At 47.9% G+C, this 17916-nt stretch carries 16 protein-coding genes; 9 read left to right on the top strand and 7 right to left on the bottom strand.

The features are described from left to right. The first annotated feature begins 168 nt into the window (after positions 1-168). The 5 genes from PCO85_16900 to PCO85_16880 all read left to right on the top strand — a co-directional run bounded on the left by PCO85_16900 (position 169) and on the right by PCO85_16880 (position 5425). Positions 169-1326: a CdaR family transcriptional regulator gene (locus tag PCO85_16900; GenBank protein WJV52873.1), complete on the top strand. Its 1158-nt coding sequence runs from the start codon at positions 169-171 to the stop codon at positions 1324-1326. A 305-nt stretch (positions 1327-1631) separates the two neighbouring features. Then, positions 1632-2642, top strand: a complete 1011-nt coding sequence (locus PCO85_16895) for a sulfate ABC transporter substrate-binding protein (protein ID WJV52872.1) — start codon at positions 1632-1634, stop codon at positions 2640-2642. A gap of 96 nt (positions 2643-2738) precedes the next feature. Then, positions 2739-3551, top strand: a complete 813-nt coding sequence (cysT, locus tag PCO85_16890) for a sulfate ABC transporter permease subunit CysT (GenBank protein WJV52871.1) — start codon at positions 2739-2741, stop codon at positions 3549-3551. Positions 3552-3561: 10 nt separating this feature from the next. Further along, positions 3562-4443 carry a sulfate ABC transporter permease subunit CysW gene (cysW, locus tag PCO85_16885; protein ID WJV52870.1) on the top strand — a complete coding sequence of 294 codons (882 nt, stop codon included), beginning with the start codon at positions 3562-3564 and terminating at the stop codon, positions 4441-4443. Further along, positions 4433-5425, top strand: coding sequence for a sulfate ABC transporter ATP-binding protein (locus PCO85_16880; GenBank protein WJV52869.1), 993 nt, complete (start codon positions 4433-4435; stop codon positions 5423-5425). The genes cysW and PCO85_16880 overlap by 11 nt, the downstream gene beginning before the upstream one ends. 180 nt (positions 5426-5605) lie before the next feature. Here PCO85_16880 and PCO85_16875 read toward each other — a convergent pair whose 3' ends face one another. Continuing rightward, positions 5606-5785, bottom strand: a complete 180-nt coding sequence (locus PCO85_16875) for a hypothetical protein (protein WJV52868.1) — start codon at positions 5783-5785, stop codon at positions 5606-5608. Positions 5786-6157: 372 nt separating this feature from the next. Between PCO85_16875 and PCO85_16870 the strand changes: the two genes are divergently transcribed. Further along, positions 6158-7255 carry a glycerol dehydrogenase gene (locus tag PCO85_16870; GenBank protein WJV52867.1) on the top strand — a complete coding sequence of 366 codons (1098 nt, stop codon included), beginning with the start codon at positions 6158-6160 and terminating at the stop codon, positions 7253-7255. Positions 7256-7332: 77 nt separating this feature from the next. Here the strand turns inward: PCO85_16870 and PCO85_16865 are convergent, their stop codons facing one another. The 4 genes from PCO85_16865 to PCO85_16850 form a co-directional block, all read right to left on the bottom strand. After that, positions 7333-8610, bottom strand: a complete 1278-nt coding sequence (locus PCO85_16865) for a DUF445 family protein (GenBank protein ID WJV52866.1) — start codon at positions 8608-8610, stop codon at positions 7333-7335. A gap of 181 nt (positions 8611-8791) precedes the next feature. Continuing rightward, complete coding sequence (locus PCO85_16860; protein WJV52865.1) at positions 8792-9607, bottom strand: carbohydrate ABC transporter permease; 816 nt, start codon at positions 9605-9607, stop codon at positions 8792-8794. Continuing rightward, positions 9607-10479, bottom strand: coding sequence for a sugar ABC transporter permease (locus PCO85_16855; protein ID WJV52864.1), 873 nt, complete (start codon positions 10477-10479; stop codon positions 9607-9609). Before PCO85_16855 ends, PCO85_16860 begins: the two co-directional genes overlap by 1 nt. A 103-nt stretch (positions 10480-10582) precedes the next feature. Continuing rightward, positions 10583-11938: an extracellular solute-binding protein gene (locus PCO85_16850; protein ID WJV52863.1), complete on the bottom strand. Its 1356-nt coding sequence runs from the start codon at positions 11936-11938 to the stop codon at positions 10583-10585. Positions 11939-12509: 571 nt separating this feature from the next. Between PCO85_16850 and PCO85_16845 the strand changes: the two genes are divergently transcribed. Both PCO85_16845 and ugpC read left to right on the top strand, forming a co-directional pair. Then, positions 12510-13112, top strand: a complete 603-nt coding sequence (locus PCO85_16845) for a GNAT family N-acetyltransferase (GenBank protein WJV52862.1) — start codon at positions 12510-12512, stop codon at positions 13110-13112. An 11-nt stretch (positions 13113-13123) separates the two neighbouring features. Next, positions 13124-14209 carry a sn-glycerol-3-phosphate ABC transporter ATP-binding protein UgpC gene (ugpC, locus tag PCO85_16840; protein ID WJV52861.1) on the top strand — a complete coding sequence of 362 codons (1086 nt, stop codon included), beginning with the start codon at positions 13124-13126 and terminating at the stop codon, positions 14207-14209. A 48-nt stretch (positions 14210-14257) separates the two neighbouring features. Here the strand turns inward: ugpC and PCO85_16835 are convergent, their stop codons facing one another. Both PCO85_16835 and PCO85_16830 read right to left on the bottom strand, forming a co-directional pair. Continuing rightward, positions 14258-15376, bottom strand: a complete 1119-nt coding sequence (locus PCO85_16835; GenBank protein ID WJV56118.1) for an ROK family transcriptional regulator — start codon at positions 15374-15376, stop codon at positions 14258-14260. Between the two features lie 57 nt (positions 15377-15433). Beyond that, positions 15434-16294 carry a BadF/BadG/BcrA/BcrD ATPase family protein gene (locus PCO85_16830; GenBank protein WJV52860.1) on the bottom strand — a complete coding sequence of 287 codons (861 nt, stop codon included), beginning with the start codon at positions 16292-16294 and terminating at the stop codon, positions 15434-15436. A 354-nt stretch (positions 16295-16648) separates the two neighbouring features. Between PCO85_16830 and PCO85_16825 the strand changes: the two genes are divergently transcribed. Beyond that, the gene (locus PCO85_16825) at positions 16649-17806 is read left to right on the top strand and encodes a Gfo/Idh/MocA family oxidoreductase (protein WJV52859.1); all 1158 of its coding nucleotides are present in this window, start codon (positions 16649-16651) and stop codon (positions 17804-17806) included. Positions 17807-17916 lie beyond the last annotated feature (110 nt).

Genomic DNA, 17916 nt, shown 5'->3' with positions numbered 1-17916 from the left:
CAACCCTCCTGATTGCCGGGCACATCTATGCCCGGCTCTTCATTGAACATATTTGTGATGTCTGTTGCAAATCTTACCTGATGTGACACTTTCTGTGTAATTGCACAATGTATGAGGTTATTGCTGTCGTTATGATGGTGCAATTGTCAATCCCCTTCCGAGGTTGAAATGGCGACCTATCATCTTAATGCCAGTCTGGCACAGGATATAGTTGCACGTACTATGCAAATTATTGATAGTAATATCAATGTGATGGATGCGCGGGGTCGAATCATTGGCAGTGGTGACCAGGATCGTGTTGGTGAGCTACATGAAGGCGCATTGTTGGTGCTTTCTCAAGGGCGGGTCGTCGACATTGATGAAGCGGTTGCCCGTCACCTGCATGGTGTACGGCCGGGCATCAATCTGCCACTGAGGATAGACGGAGAAATCGTGGGCGTTATCGGTCTGACCGGTAATCCCGGGCAGTTGCGCCAGTACGGTGAACTGGTGTGCATGGCTGCCGAGATGATGCTGGAGCAGGCGCGTTTGCTGCATATTCTGGCACAGGATAGTCGTCTGCGCGAAGAGCTGGTATTGAACCTGATCCGGACTGACGAGTTGTCACCGGCGCTGATGGAATGGGCGCAACGATTGGGGATCGATCTTAATCAGCCACGTGTGGTAGCGGTAGTGGAAGTCGATAGTGGACAACTGGGTGTGGATAGCGCCATGGATGAGCTTCAGCAGTTACAAACTCTACTGACGACGCCGGAGCGCAACAACCTGATTGCTATTGTGTCACTGACAGAAATGGTGGTGTTGAAACCTGCACTTAATAGTTATGGGCGTTGGGATGCGGAGGAACATCGTCGGCGCATTGATAATTTGCTTTCCCGTATGGCAGATGGCAGTCGCTTACGGGTCCGGTTGGCGCTGGGGAATTATTTTTCCGGTCCTGGCAGTATCGCGCGTTCTTATCGTACCGCACGGACTACGATGAGTGTTGGCAAGCAGCGTATGCCGGCTCAACGCAGCTATTTTTATCAGGATCTGATATTGCCCGTATTGCTGGATAGCTTGCGTGGTGGCTGGCAGGCTAATGAGCTGGTTCGCCCGTTGACCAAGCTCAAAGCAATGGATGGAAATGGCCTATTACGCCGGACATTACATGCCTGGTTTCGTAATAATGTGCAGCCCGGAGTGACAGCCAAGGCGCTGTTTATTCATCGTAATACACTGGAATACCGTTTGAATCGTATCTCGGAACTGACTGGGCTGGATTTGACCAACTTTGATGATCGGCTGCTGTTATATATAGCGCTTCAATTGGATGAAGATGAATAGACCACTCAGAGTGGATGCTAATTATCTTAGACTCAAAACTATTAATATATGGCAAATAATATAACCCAATAGTATAAATTATCGCTAAACAGTATTTTTGCCACCTTCCTATATCCTCTATTGTCCCTTCCACACACCCATATAACCAACATACTGAAAAGCGTGCTGATGTAATTCTGTATAGATGTTGGACTAATTTTATCTAGGATCTACTCAGGAAAAACCAGCCATGCTCATGGCAATGGCCGATTAACCTGGATTTTCTACAGGTGGATAAAATACGTGTTTTTTGAGGAGCGATAGGCATGTCAATGCGCCGTCTGGTGTTTTCATTGGCCACAGCCACACTGTTGTTTTCCAGTGTGGTCTCTGCGGCAACAGAATTGTTGAACGTCTCTTATGATCCAACCCGTGAGCTTTATCAGCAATATAATGCTGCCTTTATCCGGCATTGGAAAGAAACCACCGGTGAGAGCATCACGATTAGAGACTCGCATGGCGGTTCGGGTAAACAAGCTCGAGCGGTTATTGATGGGTTGCAGGCGGATGTCGTGACGTTAGCGCTGGCGGGCGACATTGATGCATTGAATCTTAACCGGCCATTGATTGATCCTCAATGGCAATCGCGTTTACCGGATAACAGTACCCCTTATACTTCAACCATTGTGTTTTTGGTGCGCAAAGGGAATCCCAAGCATATTAAAGACTGGAACGATTTGATTAAACCAGGCGTTGAGGTCATTACGCCGAATCCAAAAACCTCTGGTGGCGCACGGTGGAATTTTCTAGCCGCCTGGGCTTATGCCAAACATCTTCCTGGCGGAAATGACGAGAGCGCGCTGAAGTTTGTCACAGAATTGTACCGCCATGCACCGGTGCTGGATACCGGTGCCCGTGGGGCGACAGTCAGCTTCGTCCAGCGTCAGTTGGGCGACGTACTGATTGCCTGGGAAAATGAAGCGCATCTTGCTCTGAAAGAGCAGGGTGGGGATCAGTTGGAAATCATTACACCATCACTCTCTATTTTGGCAGAACCGCCAGTCGCGGTGGTGGATAAGGTTGTTGAACGTAAAGGTACCCAAAAGCTGGCGGAAGCGTATCTCCGCTATCTTTATAGTGATGAAGGGCAACGTATTATCGCCGAAAACTATTATCGACCGCGTAATGCCCAGATTGCTGAGGAGTTCAAGAACCAGTTTGCTCCGGTACAACTGGTCACCATTGACAAGGAATTCGGTGGCTGGAAAAAAGCACAGTCTCGGTTTTTTAACGATGGTGGTGTGTTCGATAGCATTTTCAAACAAATCAACAAGTAAGATGTTCAATGCATAAAACTGCTGCTGTTATGGGCAGTTTTGTTATGCGGATGATGGCTGAGATACTCTCCTGCGCATGATAATCAAAGGTTTTTTATGTCGAGACGCGCTTTACCGGTGATCCCCGGTTTTGGACTAACGTTAGGTTTTAGCATCAGCTATCTGGGACTGTTGGTTCTCATTCCATTGGCGACGATGTTTCTGTACGCCAGCCAACTGACATTGATTCAGTTCTGGGAATTAATCACCAGCCGTCAGGTGCTTTTTTCGTTACGGCTTTCGTTCGGCACGGCGCTGATGGCCGCCTTTATCAATGGCATTTTGGGCACGTTGCTGGCATGGGTATTAGTACGTTATACCTTCCCGGGGCGGAAGATCATTGATGCCATGGTCGATATGCCATTTGCCCTGCCGACAGCCGTCGCCGGAATTGCCTTAACCTCGCTGTATGCACCCACGGGACTGGTGGGGGCACTGTTTCCATTCAAGATCGCCTATACCAGCCTTGGTATTACGTTGGCGTTGATTTTTGTTACGTTACCTTTCGTCGTCCGGACCTTACAGCCCGTGCTGGCTGATATTCCCAAGGAAGTGGAAGAAGCCGCCTCTTGCCTGGGGGCGGGGCCGTTGCAAACCTTTCGTCATGTATTGATCCCTGCCATTTTACCGGCCTGGCTGACCGGCTTTGCGCTGGCGTTTGCCCGAGGCATAGGGGAGTACGGCTCGGTGGTGTTTATCGCGGGGAATATCCCTTTTAAAACAGAAATACTGCCATTGCTGATTGTATCCAAACTCGATCAGTACGATTACAAAGGTGCGACAGGGATCGGGGTTTTCATGCTAATGATTTCTTTCATTATGTTGCTACTGATTAATATTTTGCAACGTCATATTCAACCCAAGTTGTAGGGATTTCATCGTGGATCAGATTATATCGACATCTGCCAGCGTGCAGATTTCCCCCAGACGCCCGGCGACGTTTTATGTTTTGATTGTGCTGGCCTGGATAGTTTTTTTCATGGTGTTGGTATTGCCGCTGTTGATGGTCGTCACCGAGGGATTGCATAACGGGTTGGGGGCCTTTTGGGATGCGATTTCCGAGCCGGATGCCGTTTCGGCACTGAAATTGACACTGCTGGCAACGGCTATTGCCGTTCCTCTCAATATGATTTTCGGGTTATGCCTTGCATGGTGTGTGACTAAATTTGAGTTCTGGGGAAAAACGCTGTTGCTGGCACTGATTGACCTGCCTTTTTCCGTGTCACCGGTGGTCACCGGGTTGATGTATGTACTGTTATTTGGTGCGCAAAGCAAACTCTATCCCTTTCTGGTTGAACATAATCTGGAAATTGTCTATGCCGTCCCGGGCATTGTGCTGGCCACCCTGTTTGTCACGCTGCCTTATATAGCACGGGAATTGATTCCGTTGATGGAACAGCAGGGCTCACAGGAAGAAGAAGCCGCACGTCTGTTGGGGGCCAATGGGTGGCGAATGTTCTGGCATATTACGCTACCCAATGTTAAGTGGGCGTTGATTTATGGCGTAGTGCTGTGTACAGCCCGCGCTATGGGGGAGTTCGGCGCGGTTTCGGTAGTTTCCGGACATATTCGTGGGTTAACTAACACATTACCGCTACATATCGAAATTCTTTATAACGAATACAACATCGTTGCTGCCTTCAGCGTCGCTATCCTGCTGCTGTTGATGTCATTGGTGGTACTGCTGCTGCGTCAGTGGAGTGAAAGTCGTTTAATCAAACAGGTAGAGCAACAACAGGAGCTGGCCAAAAATGAGCATTGAGGTTAACAATATTAATAAACAGTTTGGTCAGTTCCAGGTATTGAATCAAATCAACCTGTCGATTGAGAGCGGTGAGCTGGTCGCATTACTGGGGCCGTCCGGCTGTGGTAAAACCACATTGTTGCGCATTATCGCCGGGCTGGAAAAACCAGATAGCGGCAGCATCCGGTTTCATGGTGAAGATGTCTCTGTGCATGATGTACGCGATCGTAATGTCGGCTTCGTTTTTCAGCATTATGCGTTGTTCCGGCATATGACGGTATTCGATAACATCGCGTTCGGCTTGCGTATGAAACCTAAACATATTCGGCCAACAAAGCGTGAAATAGACAAGAAAGTGCATGAACTGCTCAATATGATTCAACTGGATTGGCTGGCTGAACGTTATCCGGAACAGCTTTCCGGCGGGCAACGTCAGCGTGTCGCATTAGCCCGGGCATTAATTGTTGAACCCCGGATCTTGTTACTGGATGAGCCGTTTGGCGCACTGGATGCCAAAGTGCGTAAAGAGCTGCGTCGCTGGTTATCCCGGCTGCATGAAGAGATCAATTTAACCTCGGTTTTTGTGACGCATGATCAGGAAGAGGCGATGGAAGTGGCTGATCGTATCGTGCTGATGAACAAAGGAGTAATTGAGCAAATTGGTTCACCCGATGCGGTTTATAATCACCCGGCCAGTGAATTTGTCTATCACTTCTTGGGAGATAGCAACCGGCTAACATTGCGTGAGTCCGATAAATCTATCCTGTTTCGTCCGCATGAAGTTGTGTTGGCAAGACAACCGCATGTAGATTATCAACCCGTGGTAGTGAAGGATATTCGTCCATTGGGCGCATTGACCCGTCTGACCTTGAAAATTGACGACAATAGTGAGTTGATAGAGGCCGAGGTCGCTCATGATGACGCTACACTGAATGGATTACATCGGGGGGATATCATTCAGTTTAAACCCAAGCGCTATAATGACGACTGGGAAATTTAAGCAAAGAAAAACGCCCCTATGAATCCTTTAGGCTTTCATAATAATGAAGGCCTGATTGCCATCAACCCAGGTTGGTTCATTTTTTATTCTATCCCCCACTATACTCCGAACCGCAGGTGTGTTGGCTTTCCTCACGTGATCACTTTCCTACCGTGGCATAAATGAAGCATACAACCTGGATCAGAAGGCTTTAACCATCGTTAGGTTTGCATTTGACTGGCCGTTTTTCAGCAATGCCTGAAAAGACGTATCGACAGTTTTCAACTGTTGCAGAAATTCTTCTGGTGACAAGTCATGACGTTTTCCGCTCATATAAGCCAGCGCCAGCTCTTTGGATTGGTAACGTTGAAAGTTATACATGATGCTCTCCTGAATGATAATGATAACGTGATGGCTAACCGCGAGCTGACTACTTATTACTACTCTTTGTTGTGCGTCGCGTTCTTAATAGAGAGCATTCTACGGTAACCACAATGAAGGGATAGCCGATTTTATAGATGTATTTGATAGGTAATGGCGATGAATTTGAAGTATCACCTTTTTCTTTGTCAATCATGCAACTAATAAAAATAGAGAGTAATATTTCTATGTGGCGGCTACATCTTCGATCAGGATTTGTGCATCACCGCTCTTCTCAACATAACCGGCAAATAGTCCCTCTTATCTGTCTGGTGGTGCAAAAAATAATTACGCTTCATCGTTCTTCCATTAACCAATATCAAGGTGAACATCATGAGTAAATTTATCTTCTCTTCACCAAGAAAATACGTTCAGGGCAGTGGCGTCATTGATGAGCTTGGGAAATACCTCCAGACATTGGGGACAAACGCCTTACTGATTGCTGATGACATCGTATGGGGAATTATTGGCGATCGCGTTAAATTGTCACTTGATGTATCCAAGCTTCAATTTCACTATGAACGATTTAATGGTGAGGCCTCCAGCAACGAAATCACGCGCCTCGCCGCTATTGGTAGTAAGCAGGGAACCAATCTGGTGGTAGGGTTTGGCGGTGGTAAAACGTTGGATACCGCCAAGGCTATCGCAGATGAGTTAAAGCAAAGTGTTGCCATTGTTCCCACGGTTGCTTCAACGGATGCGCCTTGCAGTGCGTTGTCGGTTATTTACACCGATGCCGGGGTGTTCGACAGTTATCGTTTCTATGATAAAAATCCTGATCTGGTTCTGGTCGATACGCATATTTGTGCACAAGCACCGGTCAGGTTATTTGCCTCGGGGATTGCTGATGGCCTGGCAACGTATGTTGAGGCATTGGCTGTTCAGCGTTCACACGCATTGTCTATGGTTGGTGGTGATCCTTCTATTGCTGGTATGGCTATCGCGAGAGCCTGTGAGGAGACGTTACTGACCTATGGCCTCAGTGCTTACAATGCCGTTGAGCAGCAGTTGGTGACACCGGCAGTGGAAGCTGTTGTGGAAGCGAATACTTTGCTGTCCGGTTTGGGTTTTGAAAATGCAGGTCTGGCAGGAGCACATGCTATCCATAATGGATTTACGGCAATTGATGGTGATATTCATCACCTGACACACGGTGAGAAAGTGGCTTACGGTACTCTGACACAAATGGTGCTTGAGCAGCGTCCGGATGAAAAAATTGCCCGCTATATTCGTTTCTATCGTGCTATCAAGATGCCAACGACGCTAAAAGAGATGCATCTTGAAAATGAGTCTTTTGAAAATCTGGTGAAAGTGGGGGCATTGGCGGGGGGCAAGGGTGACACCCTGGGTAATCTTAATCCGAAACTCTCTGCTGAAGACGTTGCCAATGCGATTCTGGCTGTGGATGCGTTCAGCAAAATCGTTAAGTAAATTTGTCATTTCGTCTACCGCAGCCTGTTGGACTGCGGTTTTCTGTCAGGTGGTGTGAAAAACCGCATATCCATGGCTTATGAGAAATAGAGATGAATGACCTTCGGTAATTGGGAGAGTAGATAGAGACCCAGGCCTATGGTCGCGCCGACAATAGTCCCGTTGATGCGGATAAACTGCAGGTCTTTACCAATATTTAATTCAATTTGGTGCGACATCTCTTTTGCATCCCAACCCTTTACGGTATTACTGATGTGTAGCGTCAGGAACTCAGCAAAATCCGGTGCCATTTTGTGTGCCGCCTGTTCCAGGTGGTGATTCAATGAGGCGCGTAACGCCTCATCCTGAGACAATGTCTTGCCCAACCAAAGAGCTGATTCATTCAGCCGTTCACGCAGCAGAGAGTTGCCACCAGCCATGTCTTGTTTGAGCCAGTCGCGCAGGTCTGTCCATAGTTGCGCAATGTAGTTGTTCAGCGTCGGATCGCTTATCAGGTAATGTTTGATTTCCTCAGCTTTGGAGGCCGTCGCGGTATCGCTTTTGAGTCGAACGATAAATTTCTCAACCGCGCGGTCGAAACTTTTACGAAAAGCATGATCACGGTCTTCGCCAATATCATCCAGCACAGCAGCAACGGCATTCGATACCATCTCTGCGCCGTTTTCACCTAACCATTCAGTCGGTAGAACTCGGGATTTAACCGGATGTTCTTTCCTTAACCAAATCACGATCTGTCGTGAGATAACGTCACGGGTGGCAGGTTGTTTCAATAATTTCATCAATTGCAAAACTGCCGCATCAAGCAATTCCTGATGGCGGCCATCTTTGGTCATATTCTCCAGCATGGCGGACATGGTTTTCGACAGATCGAGCTTATCCAGTAGGGTAGAAACCGCCTGCCTGATAAATGACTGAATACGCACATCATCGGTGATGTTGAGGAATGCACCCATCATGCGCAGTAAATAGCGGCTGAGCCGTTTTGTATTCTTCGGCGAAAGCCAGTCGGCTATGACTTGTGCGGGATTATGCTGACGGATAAGTTCGGTAAGGGAGGCGGAGTCGAGGAATTTTTCCCGCACGAATGCGGCTAAATTATCAGCAATACGATCTTTATTTCTGGGAATAATCGCGGTATGTCTGCCAATAAACGGCAGAGGAACACGACGAAAAAGGGCTACGACAGCAAACCAGTCAGCTAGTGCGCCGACCATAGCTGCCTCTGCAATGGCTTTCAATCCCAGAATCCAGACATCAGGCTGGAGAAACAATGTCGTAATGAATAGTGTCGCTGCGGTCAGTAAGAACAGCAGCGCGTTACGTTTGCTTTTGAGGAGATCTTTTTCTTTATCCATGAGAGCAGTTTAGCGATCACTAACGTGTTATGTCAGGTTTTTTAGCTTTCAGTCAAATGGTTAAGACAATTTTGCTCAACTCAACAACATGATGAAAATAATGCTTGAACGCGTTATCGCTGTTGGCGGCATCATGGTAGTGGTGTTTGTTGAGTCTGCTCCTCTGGGCTGCCACTTCGTCCTATTTCACCGCACCTTCCGTTACGCCACTGATAAACTTACGCTGAAAAACAAGGAAGATGGCGACGATGGGCAGAATCGCGATCATTGCACCCGCCATCAGTTCCGGAATGTTTAAGGTATTTTTGTTCTGGAAAAACATCATACCGATAGGCAACGTTCGTAATTCTTCTTCGTTCACCAGAATCAGTGGGATCAAGAATTCATTCCATGTCCAGATAAAGAGCAGCAGAGAAAGAGTGGAAAGCGTCGGCCAAATGGCGGGGACCAGAATACCCCACAATATTTTTTGTCGTTTGGCGCCATCCATCACCGCCGCCTCAATCAGTTCTTTAGGTACTTGCTGAAAGGCGGTTGCTACCATCAATGTGCTGAAAGGAATAGACAGTGCCACCTGTGGCAGGATTAACGCCAGATAAGTGTTGGTTAGTCCCATCCAGTGCAGTTCATGGTAGAGCGGAATAATAAAGGCTTCAGTGGGCAGTACCATGCCAAGTGACAGCAGGAACCCTAGCCATTTTTTACCCGGCAGACGTAAGAATGCAAAAGCAAAACCTGACAAGATGCCTGCCAGCATGCTGATGATAATCACGGGGAAGACCACCAAAACCGAGTTAAGGAAATACACCTCAAAATGGCCTTCACGCCAGGCGGAGAGATAATTGGCAATGTGAAAACTGCCTGGCAGCGTAAATACACCCTGAAACAGCTCGCTCTGGGTTTTGAATGAAGTAATCAAGGCCAGCAAAAACGGCAGGATGGTCATTATCGCGACAATCCAAATCACTGCACGTGAAAAACGCGATGTCTTATGCATCAGTGGCGCTCCCTGAGAACCAAATGAATCAATCCATTAAGAATAAACACCATCACCATACCGATAATGGCCACAGCGGAAGCGTAGCCAAAATGATGCAGGTCGAAGCCTTGCTGGTACATGTATATATTGGTCACCAGCGTTGATGTGCCTGGGCCGCCATGGGTCATTACATACACCAGATCAAAGGCTTTGATTCCTGCAATCACCGTAAGAAGAGTGGCGACACGAATTTCTGGACGAAGTGCCGGCAATGTAATGCGCATGAACTTCTGGCGTCTGCTGGAGCCATCCAACTCAGCCGCTTCCAGCAAAGAAGGATCCATGCGTTGCAGTCCTGCCATAAAGAGCACCAAACAAAAGCCGAAGAAATACCAGGTGGCAACCAGCCCTACCGCAGGGAGTGCCCAGTCAAAATCGCCCAACCAGGATAAGGCCAGCCAGGATTGACCCATGGCCCGCAAGATCTGATCGATAGGGCCGAAGGCGGGATTATAGAGCCAACGCCACACGACACCGAGCACGGCCATGGGCATGATGTATGGCAGGAAGAAAAGAATACGTAGCAGACTGCGTTCCACGCCACTGCGCGTATCGTTGAGAAAACTACAGAGTGTCAGACCAACGATGATCGGAAACAGGGTGTAAAACAGGAGCAACAGGGCGTTATTGCTGATGGATATCCAGAAGGTAGCGTCTGCAAACATATGCGCAAAATTCTGTAGCCCGACAAATATTGGCCATGAGGTTCCATCCCATGCCGTAAAGCTTGCCCATAACGAGAAAACCAGCGGCAGCAAAAGAAACACGGTATAGAGCGTCATTGAGGGCAAAATGAACAGCAGATTTCGCATCCTGGACTTATTAAGCATTAAACCGCCTCATTTCAGCATTCACTCTGAGTGCGCACGATGGCGCACTATTACAATGAAAAAGGTGAAATCTATTCGGTGCAACAGGTTATCTGGCACGTTATTAATGTTTGACTGACTTGAGATACTGCTGGTAATTACTGTCAAGTTTTTCAGTCAGCTGTTTCGGTGTCAGGCGATTGGCCAGCAAGAGCTGCACGTCGGCCTTGAGCGCATCACCCATTGTTGGTGTAGCCCAGTCGACATAATGGCCTAACCCATTATTGGCATTGACGTTGACCCACACGTGATAGACATCTGCCAATAGCGGATTATTGGTGGGTATTTTTGCATCCTTGTTTGTCGATGCAGGCAGGAATCCGGCTTTTAACCAGGCATTGGCGACCGTATCTGACACAATATAGTTAATGTATTTTGCAGCGATATCTCTCTGTGCCTTGGTTTTTGCAGTGACGGTAATGGAAAATGGGAGATCCGTTCCGCCTACCATCAACGGTGCTTTCACCCCATCGAAAGGCGGTAACGCCGCGAAGTGAATATCTTTATTGGTTTTAAATTGCCCCATATACCAGGTACCACTGATGAAAAATGCCGCCTGGTTGTTACGAAATAACGATGCGGCATCATCGCTCGCTATACCCTCATAGCCGGGAAAGAAGTAACCTTTTTTGTTCCAGTCCTGCATCATCTGTGCAGCTTTCTCGAGTTTTGCATCTTTAAATGTGCCGCCTACGTCATAGATCAAATTGTCCAGTGTCTTACGATCCGAGCTCTCAATCTGGTCTTCCCAGAGCGTAGACAGCAATTGTGGACCCACTGATCCAGCCAGTAGACCAAGCATCATGGGAACCGTGCCTTGTGCCTTGAGTTTGGCCATGGCAGCTTCCAGCTCCGTCATATCTTTGGGCACCGGTATGCCGGCTTTATCCAGCAGCGCCTTGTTATAATAAAGACCGACCATTTCGCCCAGGCTGGCGACGCCGTAAAGTTTACCGCTGCCAAAATCCTGTGTGTCAGACCAACGGTTGCGTTTGAGAATGGCACTTGGGAAGCGTGTGTCCCACCCATACTGTTTGGCATAGCTATCCATTGGGAACAGCAATTTTTCTTTGACCAGCGCCCCCATATCACCGCCGCCCTGGTTGACCTGTGCAACCTGAGGGCCATCTCCTGAGGAGAGCGCCAGTTTCAGTGGAATGCGAGTATCTTCAAACGCGTGTACAGAGCGGGTGATTTTCGCTCCAGGGTTTTGTGCCTCAAAGTTTTTAATGGCTTGTTCAATAACCGCCGTTTGTGCCGGATAGTTATAGATGTCCCAAACGGCGATATTTTCTGCTTGTGCACTGCCAATAGTAATTGCACTGGATAAGCTGACAGCCAGCAACGAGAAAACCAGGTGTAGTAGATGTTTGTTCCGTGGCGGGCGTGACATGTTCAAAACAAGCGTGGTTGTAGACATGGTGTATCTTTCCTCCAACACAGGGTTAGCATCCCTTTTTCTGGTGGCAAAAGCGTATCCTTTGCTTTGCAAAGAGGTGAATGTTTGAACACTACCCATCCACCATTCAATACTTACTTTATATATAAAATAAAGTCAAATGGCTTATTTGCTATGCTGGTAATGTTAATTTTCGCATCTAATCGCTGTTTTTAACTGAATTCTCAGTGTTAAATACCAGTTTGGTGAGCTATGTCATCAGGATGTGGTCTATCGGCCCTCGTAATCAGATAACTATTCTCTTTAATAATCTTATTTTAATCAACTATATGTTTTTAAATATGAAAATCTTATCCCTGAAAAGGATGTTAAATCTGACGCATCAATGGTTCAAGGAGAAGATAACGGGCCTGGCACGGTTTTTCTCATAAAGAGTGAGGAAAAATAATTCGTTTTTATTTTGTTCAGGAATGTGATCTGATACCAGGTTAAAAAAATGTGAATTGTTGGAGTTATTATATATTGCAAACTAAGTCATCATTCTTTAGTTTAGAAATTCGTATTTTTTGCTCATATTGGACGGGAGGTTACGATGGTCTCATCTTCTCTAGTGATACGACACGCCGAGGAAAATGATTGGGATGCACTCTATGACATTTGTCTCAAAACAGCAGATGCCGGACAGGATGCCACTGCGCTTTACAGTGATCCTCAATATCCAGGGTTACGTTTCTCAGTGCCTTATGCCGTTTTTGAGCCTGAACTGGCTTTTGTACTCTGTGAGGATGCTCAACCGTTGGGCTATGTGGTCGCGGCGCGCCATACCGTTCATTTTGAGCAGCGCCTTGAGGCGGAATGGTGGCCTCTGTTGCAGGAAAAATACCGTGACCGCCTGGCGACGAAACCTTTGGATGAAAATACTCTGGCGTTTATCCGCCAGCCTGAACGTGCTTCACCGCAACTCACTGATGCCTATCCTGCACATTTGCATATCAATATTCTACCCTCTGCACAGAAAAGCGGGCAGGGGCGAAAAATGGTAGAAACTGAACTTGATGCATTGCGAGCCCAGGGGGTGGCCGGTGTGCATCTGGGCGTAAGCCTAAGAAATGAACAGGTTTGTGCTTTTTACGAGAAGATGGGCTTTCGGATGCTGTTTCGCAGCAATGCCCTTTATATGGGACTCACCTTGTAAGCGGAAAGATTATGGCGAATGTAGCGCTCAACTCTATCAAAAAATCTTATGATAACGTCCATGTTATTCATGGTATCGATCTTGAAATTCAAAGCGGTGAGTTCATCGTTTTCGTCGGGCCCTCTGGCTGCGGCAAATCCACTCTGTTACGTATGATTGCCGGTCTTGAAGAGATAACCGCCGGTAAACTCAGCGTTGATGATGTCGATATGACCCATCAACCAGCGACGGAACGCGGCATCGCGATGGTATTCCAGTCTTACGCCTTGTACCCGAATATGACGGTGCGCGGTAACTTGAGCTATCCGCTGGAAGTCGCCGGGCGGCCTAAATCCGAGGTGAGACAACAGGTAGAAGCCACGGCGGAAAAATTGCATTTGACAGAGTTACTGGACAGGCTGCCAAGGGCCTTATCTGGTGGGCAGCGCCAGCGAGTGGCCATTGGCAGGGCGATTATTCGCCAGCCGCGTATTTTTTTATTCGACGAACCTTTGTCGAATCTTGATGCTGAACTGCGCTTACAGATGCGTATTGAGATCGCCAAACTCCATGAGTCGTTGGGTAATACCATGATTTATGTTACGCACGATCAGTTGGAAGCGATGACGCTGGCTGACAGAATTGTGGTGTTGCGATTAGGGAAGATAGAGCAGGTAGGCTCACCGTTAACGCTCTATCACGATCCGGATAATATGTTTGTGGCGGGATTCATTGGCTCGCCAAAAATCAATTTTATCAAAGCGATTGTCGCCTCGAATCATGAGAGCCATGTTGGATTACGGTTACCGGAGTTGAACATTGATAATTTGTTATTACCACTCAGCCATACTCTGCAAGAAGGACAGCATGTGTGGTTGGGTGTCCGACCTGAACATTTTGTCGAGCCGATGGGCGCCGATTGTCAGTTTACGGCATCGCTGACATTTGCTGAGCGATTGGGTCATACCAACTATCTGTATCTGGATATTGGTGTGGAGAACACGCTGGTTATTGAGCAACGAGAAGCCAAACGCTATGAAACCGGCGACAGCGTATCACTGGGGATCAACGCCAGTCAGTGCCTGCTTTTTGCAGACAACGGAGAGCGTGTTCGCTAAATATGATGCTGATTTTTCCCCTTTCAATCGGTCGAGAGGGGGAACCGTTTATTCTCCATCGGCATTTGCCGCCAGAATATCAATGAGTTTGTTAACCGCAAAACCAGCGGCACCCAATGCCCACATACGGTTTGACTCTGTCAGGAACATCAAGGGCGTCAATTGTGGCGTGAGCTTCAGGCGGTACGCCTGGAAACTCATCGTGACGCGTTCCAGTAATATCCGTGATGCCATTTGTGGCTCCATCGCTAGATAAACCACATCCGGATCCAGGGCTATCGACAGATTCGCCAATGATACACCAATGTGATGCCCGGCATTAGCCAGGACATCCAGCATGTGGGGGGATGGTCGTTGATCGACTTCGAGTAAGTTCTTCGGCGGTGTTTCGCCTGTGGGTGTCTGGTGTGCAATGGCATTCAAGATCGCGCGCGATGAGGCAATGTCTTCAAGATTTCCTGCCGTCCCGTCACCAATCAGCGCCATGCCTATTTCCCCCGCGTTACCGTGACGTCCGCGATACAACTGGCGCTCCAGGATAATACCTGCACCAATACCTTTACCGAAGGTGGCGATAATTGCTGATTGCGCACTGCCCAACTGACCAAATACGAGGGTCGCCAGTGCCATAGCATTAGCATCATTTTCGATATAGACCGGAATGTTAAAGCGCTCTTCCAGCATGTTGGCAATAGGTACATTGGTCCAGTCCAGTGCTTTAGAACGCACACAGTAGCCGTTTGCTGGGTCAACGATACCTGAGAGTGCTACACCGATAGCGCTGACTTTTGCGGCATCCACAGTCTTGAGGAACTTGGTCAGTGCATCACTTAACTGTTTAGGGGTTAATGCGCCGGTTGGGATCAGCTGTTCACCAATCAGTTTGCCATTTAGATCCGTCATAACGATCAGATTGCGTTCCGCATTAAGCTGAATACCCACGACAGTGGCATGATCGGGATTCAGACCCAACAGGATTTTGGGTCTGCCCATGGATTCCCGTCGAAGCCCGAGTTCATGAATGATTCCTTTGCTTAATAGTCTGTTCGCCGCCTGAGAAATGGTGGACATGCTCAGGCCGCTGCGTACTTTCAAGTCCGACTGGCTGATCGGAGAATTTTCAATAATAAGGCGCAAAATACGCGCTGAAACATTCGGAACAATCATAGGGTTTTGAATCATCTTATGGTTTCATGACAGAGAAATTGCTGCAATTATTGTCGATTATTGCGTCGCCAGACGCAATGCGCCTTGTAAAGCATCCGCTTTGGCGCTAACCAGACGTTCACGCGTCACTGTGGGCAAATAGGGTAATATCGGTTTAGCGATACCACCCATTAATGCCACGTCACCCTGACACGCCTTGAGTAACCAATTCAGCATTAAATCAATATCTTCGGCTAATTGACTAACCAGAGTGAGCCCTTGTGGGTCTGATGCCTGTGCGGCCTGGAAAATCTCAGGAGCAAAACGCCCCCAGTCTGCTGGCCTGGCGGACAGTGACCAGTTGAGCAGTGTTTCTGGTGAGTCAGAAAAGTGCGCCATCAGCGAGCGCGTGAGTGGGGTATGTGTGAGAATGTTGTCGTGCGCCAGTAGTGCTGAGCGCAATGCACTGCGACCAAGAATGGCCCCAGACCCCTGATCACCAAGGTTAAATCCCCAGCCACCGATAGCATGAAAGTGATGCCCGTCGAATGCGGCCCCCTGACTTCCTGTCCCGACAATGAGCACGGCACCCGGAGAACCAGAATGTGCACCAAGACAGGCAATCTCAACATCCGATGCGACGTGAACTGCTGCAAAAGGCAGTACTGACTGTGTGACGCGATGGCGAAGTTCAGTGATATTCGCCCCGGCAAAGCCAAAACCGGCCACGGTATCAGATAATGCGGAAAGTGGCAGTCCGGCATTATAAAACGTCTGTTCAACGGCAGACATCGCCGTAGACAGCGCACCGTTAAAATCTGAAAATAGATTAGCGGCGCCGAGGCACGCTTCAGCCAGAATGGTGCCTTTCTTGTCGGTCAGTCGAGCACGGCATCGTGTACCACCGCCATCCACACCCACGAAGTAATCTGGTTGCAACCTTGCCTCCTTCTGGCTCTGAATCACCGGCTTTTAACACCATCAAGTAACAGCCTAAACCTGTGGCTTTTCACTCCAATGAATGGTGTGACCGGTATAGAGCAAAAAAGATAGGGTAAAAAAACATAAATCGCAATGATAAAAAAATTAAGAAAAAATAAATTTATAAAAAATCATTAAAAACATAATGATAATAAATTATTTCATTTTAACTTGAGCTTCATTTATTGACATTAGTTTTGCTATCGTAATAAGTTCTTGATGATTGTCAGAGCAATGTAAGCCTGGTCAGGGCCGTGCATCATTACACCATTTCGCAAAGCATCTCTTTCAGAGACGGGCAGGGGACATAACATGAAAGTAGGCATTGTCGGACTCGGTTTTCGCATGTCAAATGTGGTTAACGAGTTCAGTAAAGTTGATCCGGATTTCAGCATTACCGGATATTTTGATCCTGCACCGGCAGGGTTACCGAATCTGAAAGCGTTCAATATCGATGCCGGTTACGCTTTCGACTCTTTTGATGCACTATTGCGGGCTGGTGGCTTTGATTTGCTGATGGTCGGCTCGCCAAATTATATGCATCTTGAGCATATCCGGGCGGGGCTGGCTGCTGGCGTGCGCGTCTTTACCGAAAAACCGGTAGTCATCGACGAAGCACAAAGCATGGCGTTGGCTGAACTGGTTAAAGAGTATGGGGCTGACAACATCATCGTCGGGTTGGTATTACGTTATTCGCCCTTGTATATCGATTTGCTCAAAGCGAAACAAGACAACCAACTGGGTGAAATCACTTCCATTGAGGCCACCGAGCATATCAAGCCTTATCACGGTGCTTTCTTCATGCGCGACTGGCGTCGCTATGAGAAATATGCCGGCCCTTACATTCTGGAAAAATGCTGCCACGATATCGATCTTTATCAGGGTTTGGTCGGTGAGCGACCTGTTCGGGTTGCCAGCTTCGGCGGGCGGAAATCCTTTACTCCGCAGCATGAGCCACAGGGAAAAATCACCACTGATTCCGAGGTGTATCACATCAAACCCAGTGGCTGGTCCAGCACCGATGCGGTATTTAACAGTGATGCGGATATTGTGGATTATCAGACAGCTATTATCGAATATGCAGGTGGTGCCACGTTAGCCTTCCATGCCAATCTGAACGTACCGGATGAATTTCGTCGTTTCTGCGTAATAGGATCCAATGGTATGGCGGAGGGCGATTTTGTCCGTAACTATTTTCGTGTACATGATGCCCGTACGGGGGACAAGCTGGTTTCTACCGAATATGAAGGTAATGCGTATGATGGTCATTATGGTGCGGATGCATTAATGGTCGAGGAGATTGTCAAGCATTTGAAAACTGGCAGTCCATTGAAAGTGTCTGTCGTTGATGCGCTGGAAGCCGGGTTAACGGCGATTAAAATTGATGAGGCGAGAAAACAGCGTACCGTTATCGATCTAACTGAATGTTGGCAACGTTTTGATCGGGCATTAGGCCGTGAGCTCTGTTAAACGTTCATTGCCTACCGGCGTTAATCGGTCATAAGTGGCAGTGTTAGATGTTAAAGGCGCATCTCTCAATACTACGGTATGACTGGGTATCCAGGGGATTAAACGCAATC

Source organism: Prodigiosinella aquatilis (genome assembly GCA_030388725.1).
GTDB classification, from domain to species: domain Bacteria; phylum Pseudomonadota; class Gammaproteobacteria; order Enterobacterales; family Enterobacteriaceae; genus Prodigiosinella; species Prodigiosinella aquatilis.
This window is presented reverse-complemented; position numbering and strand designations above follow the sequence as displayed.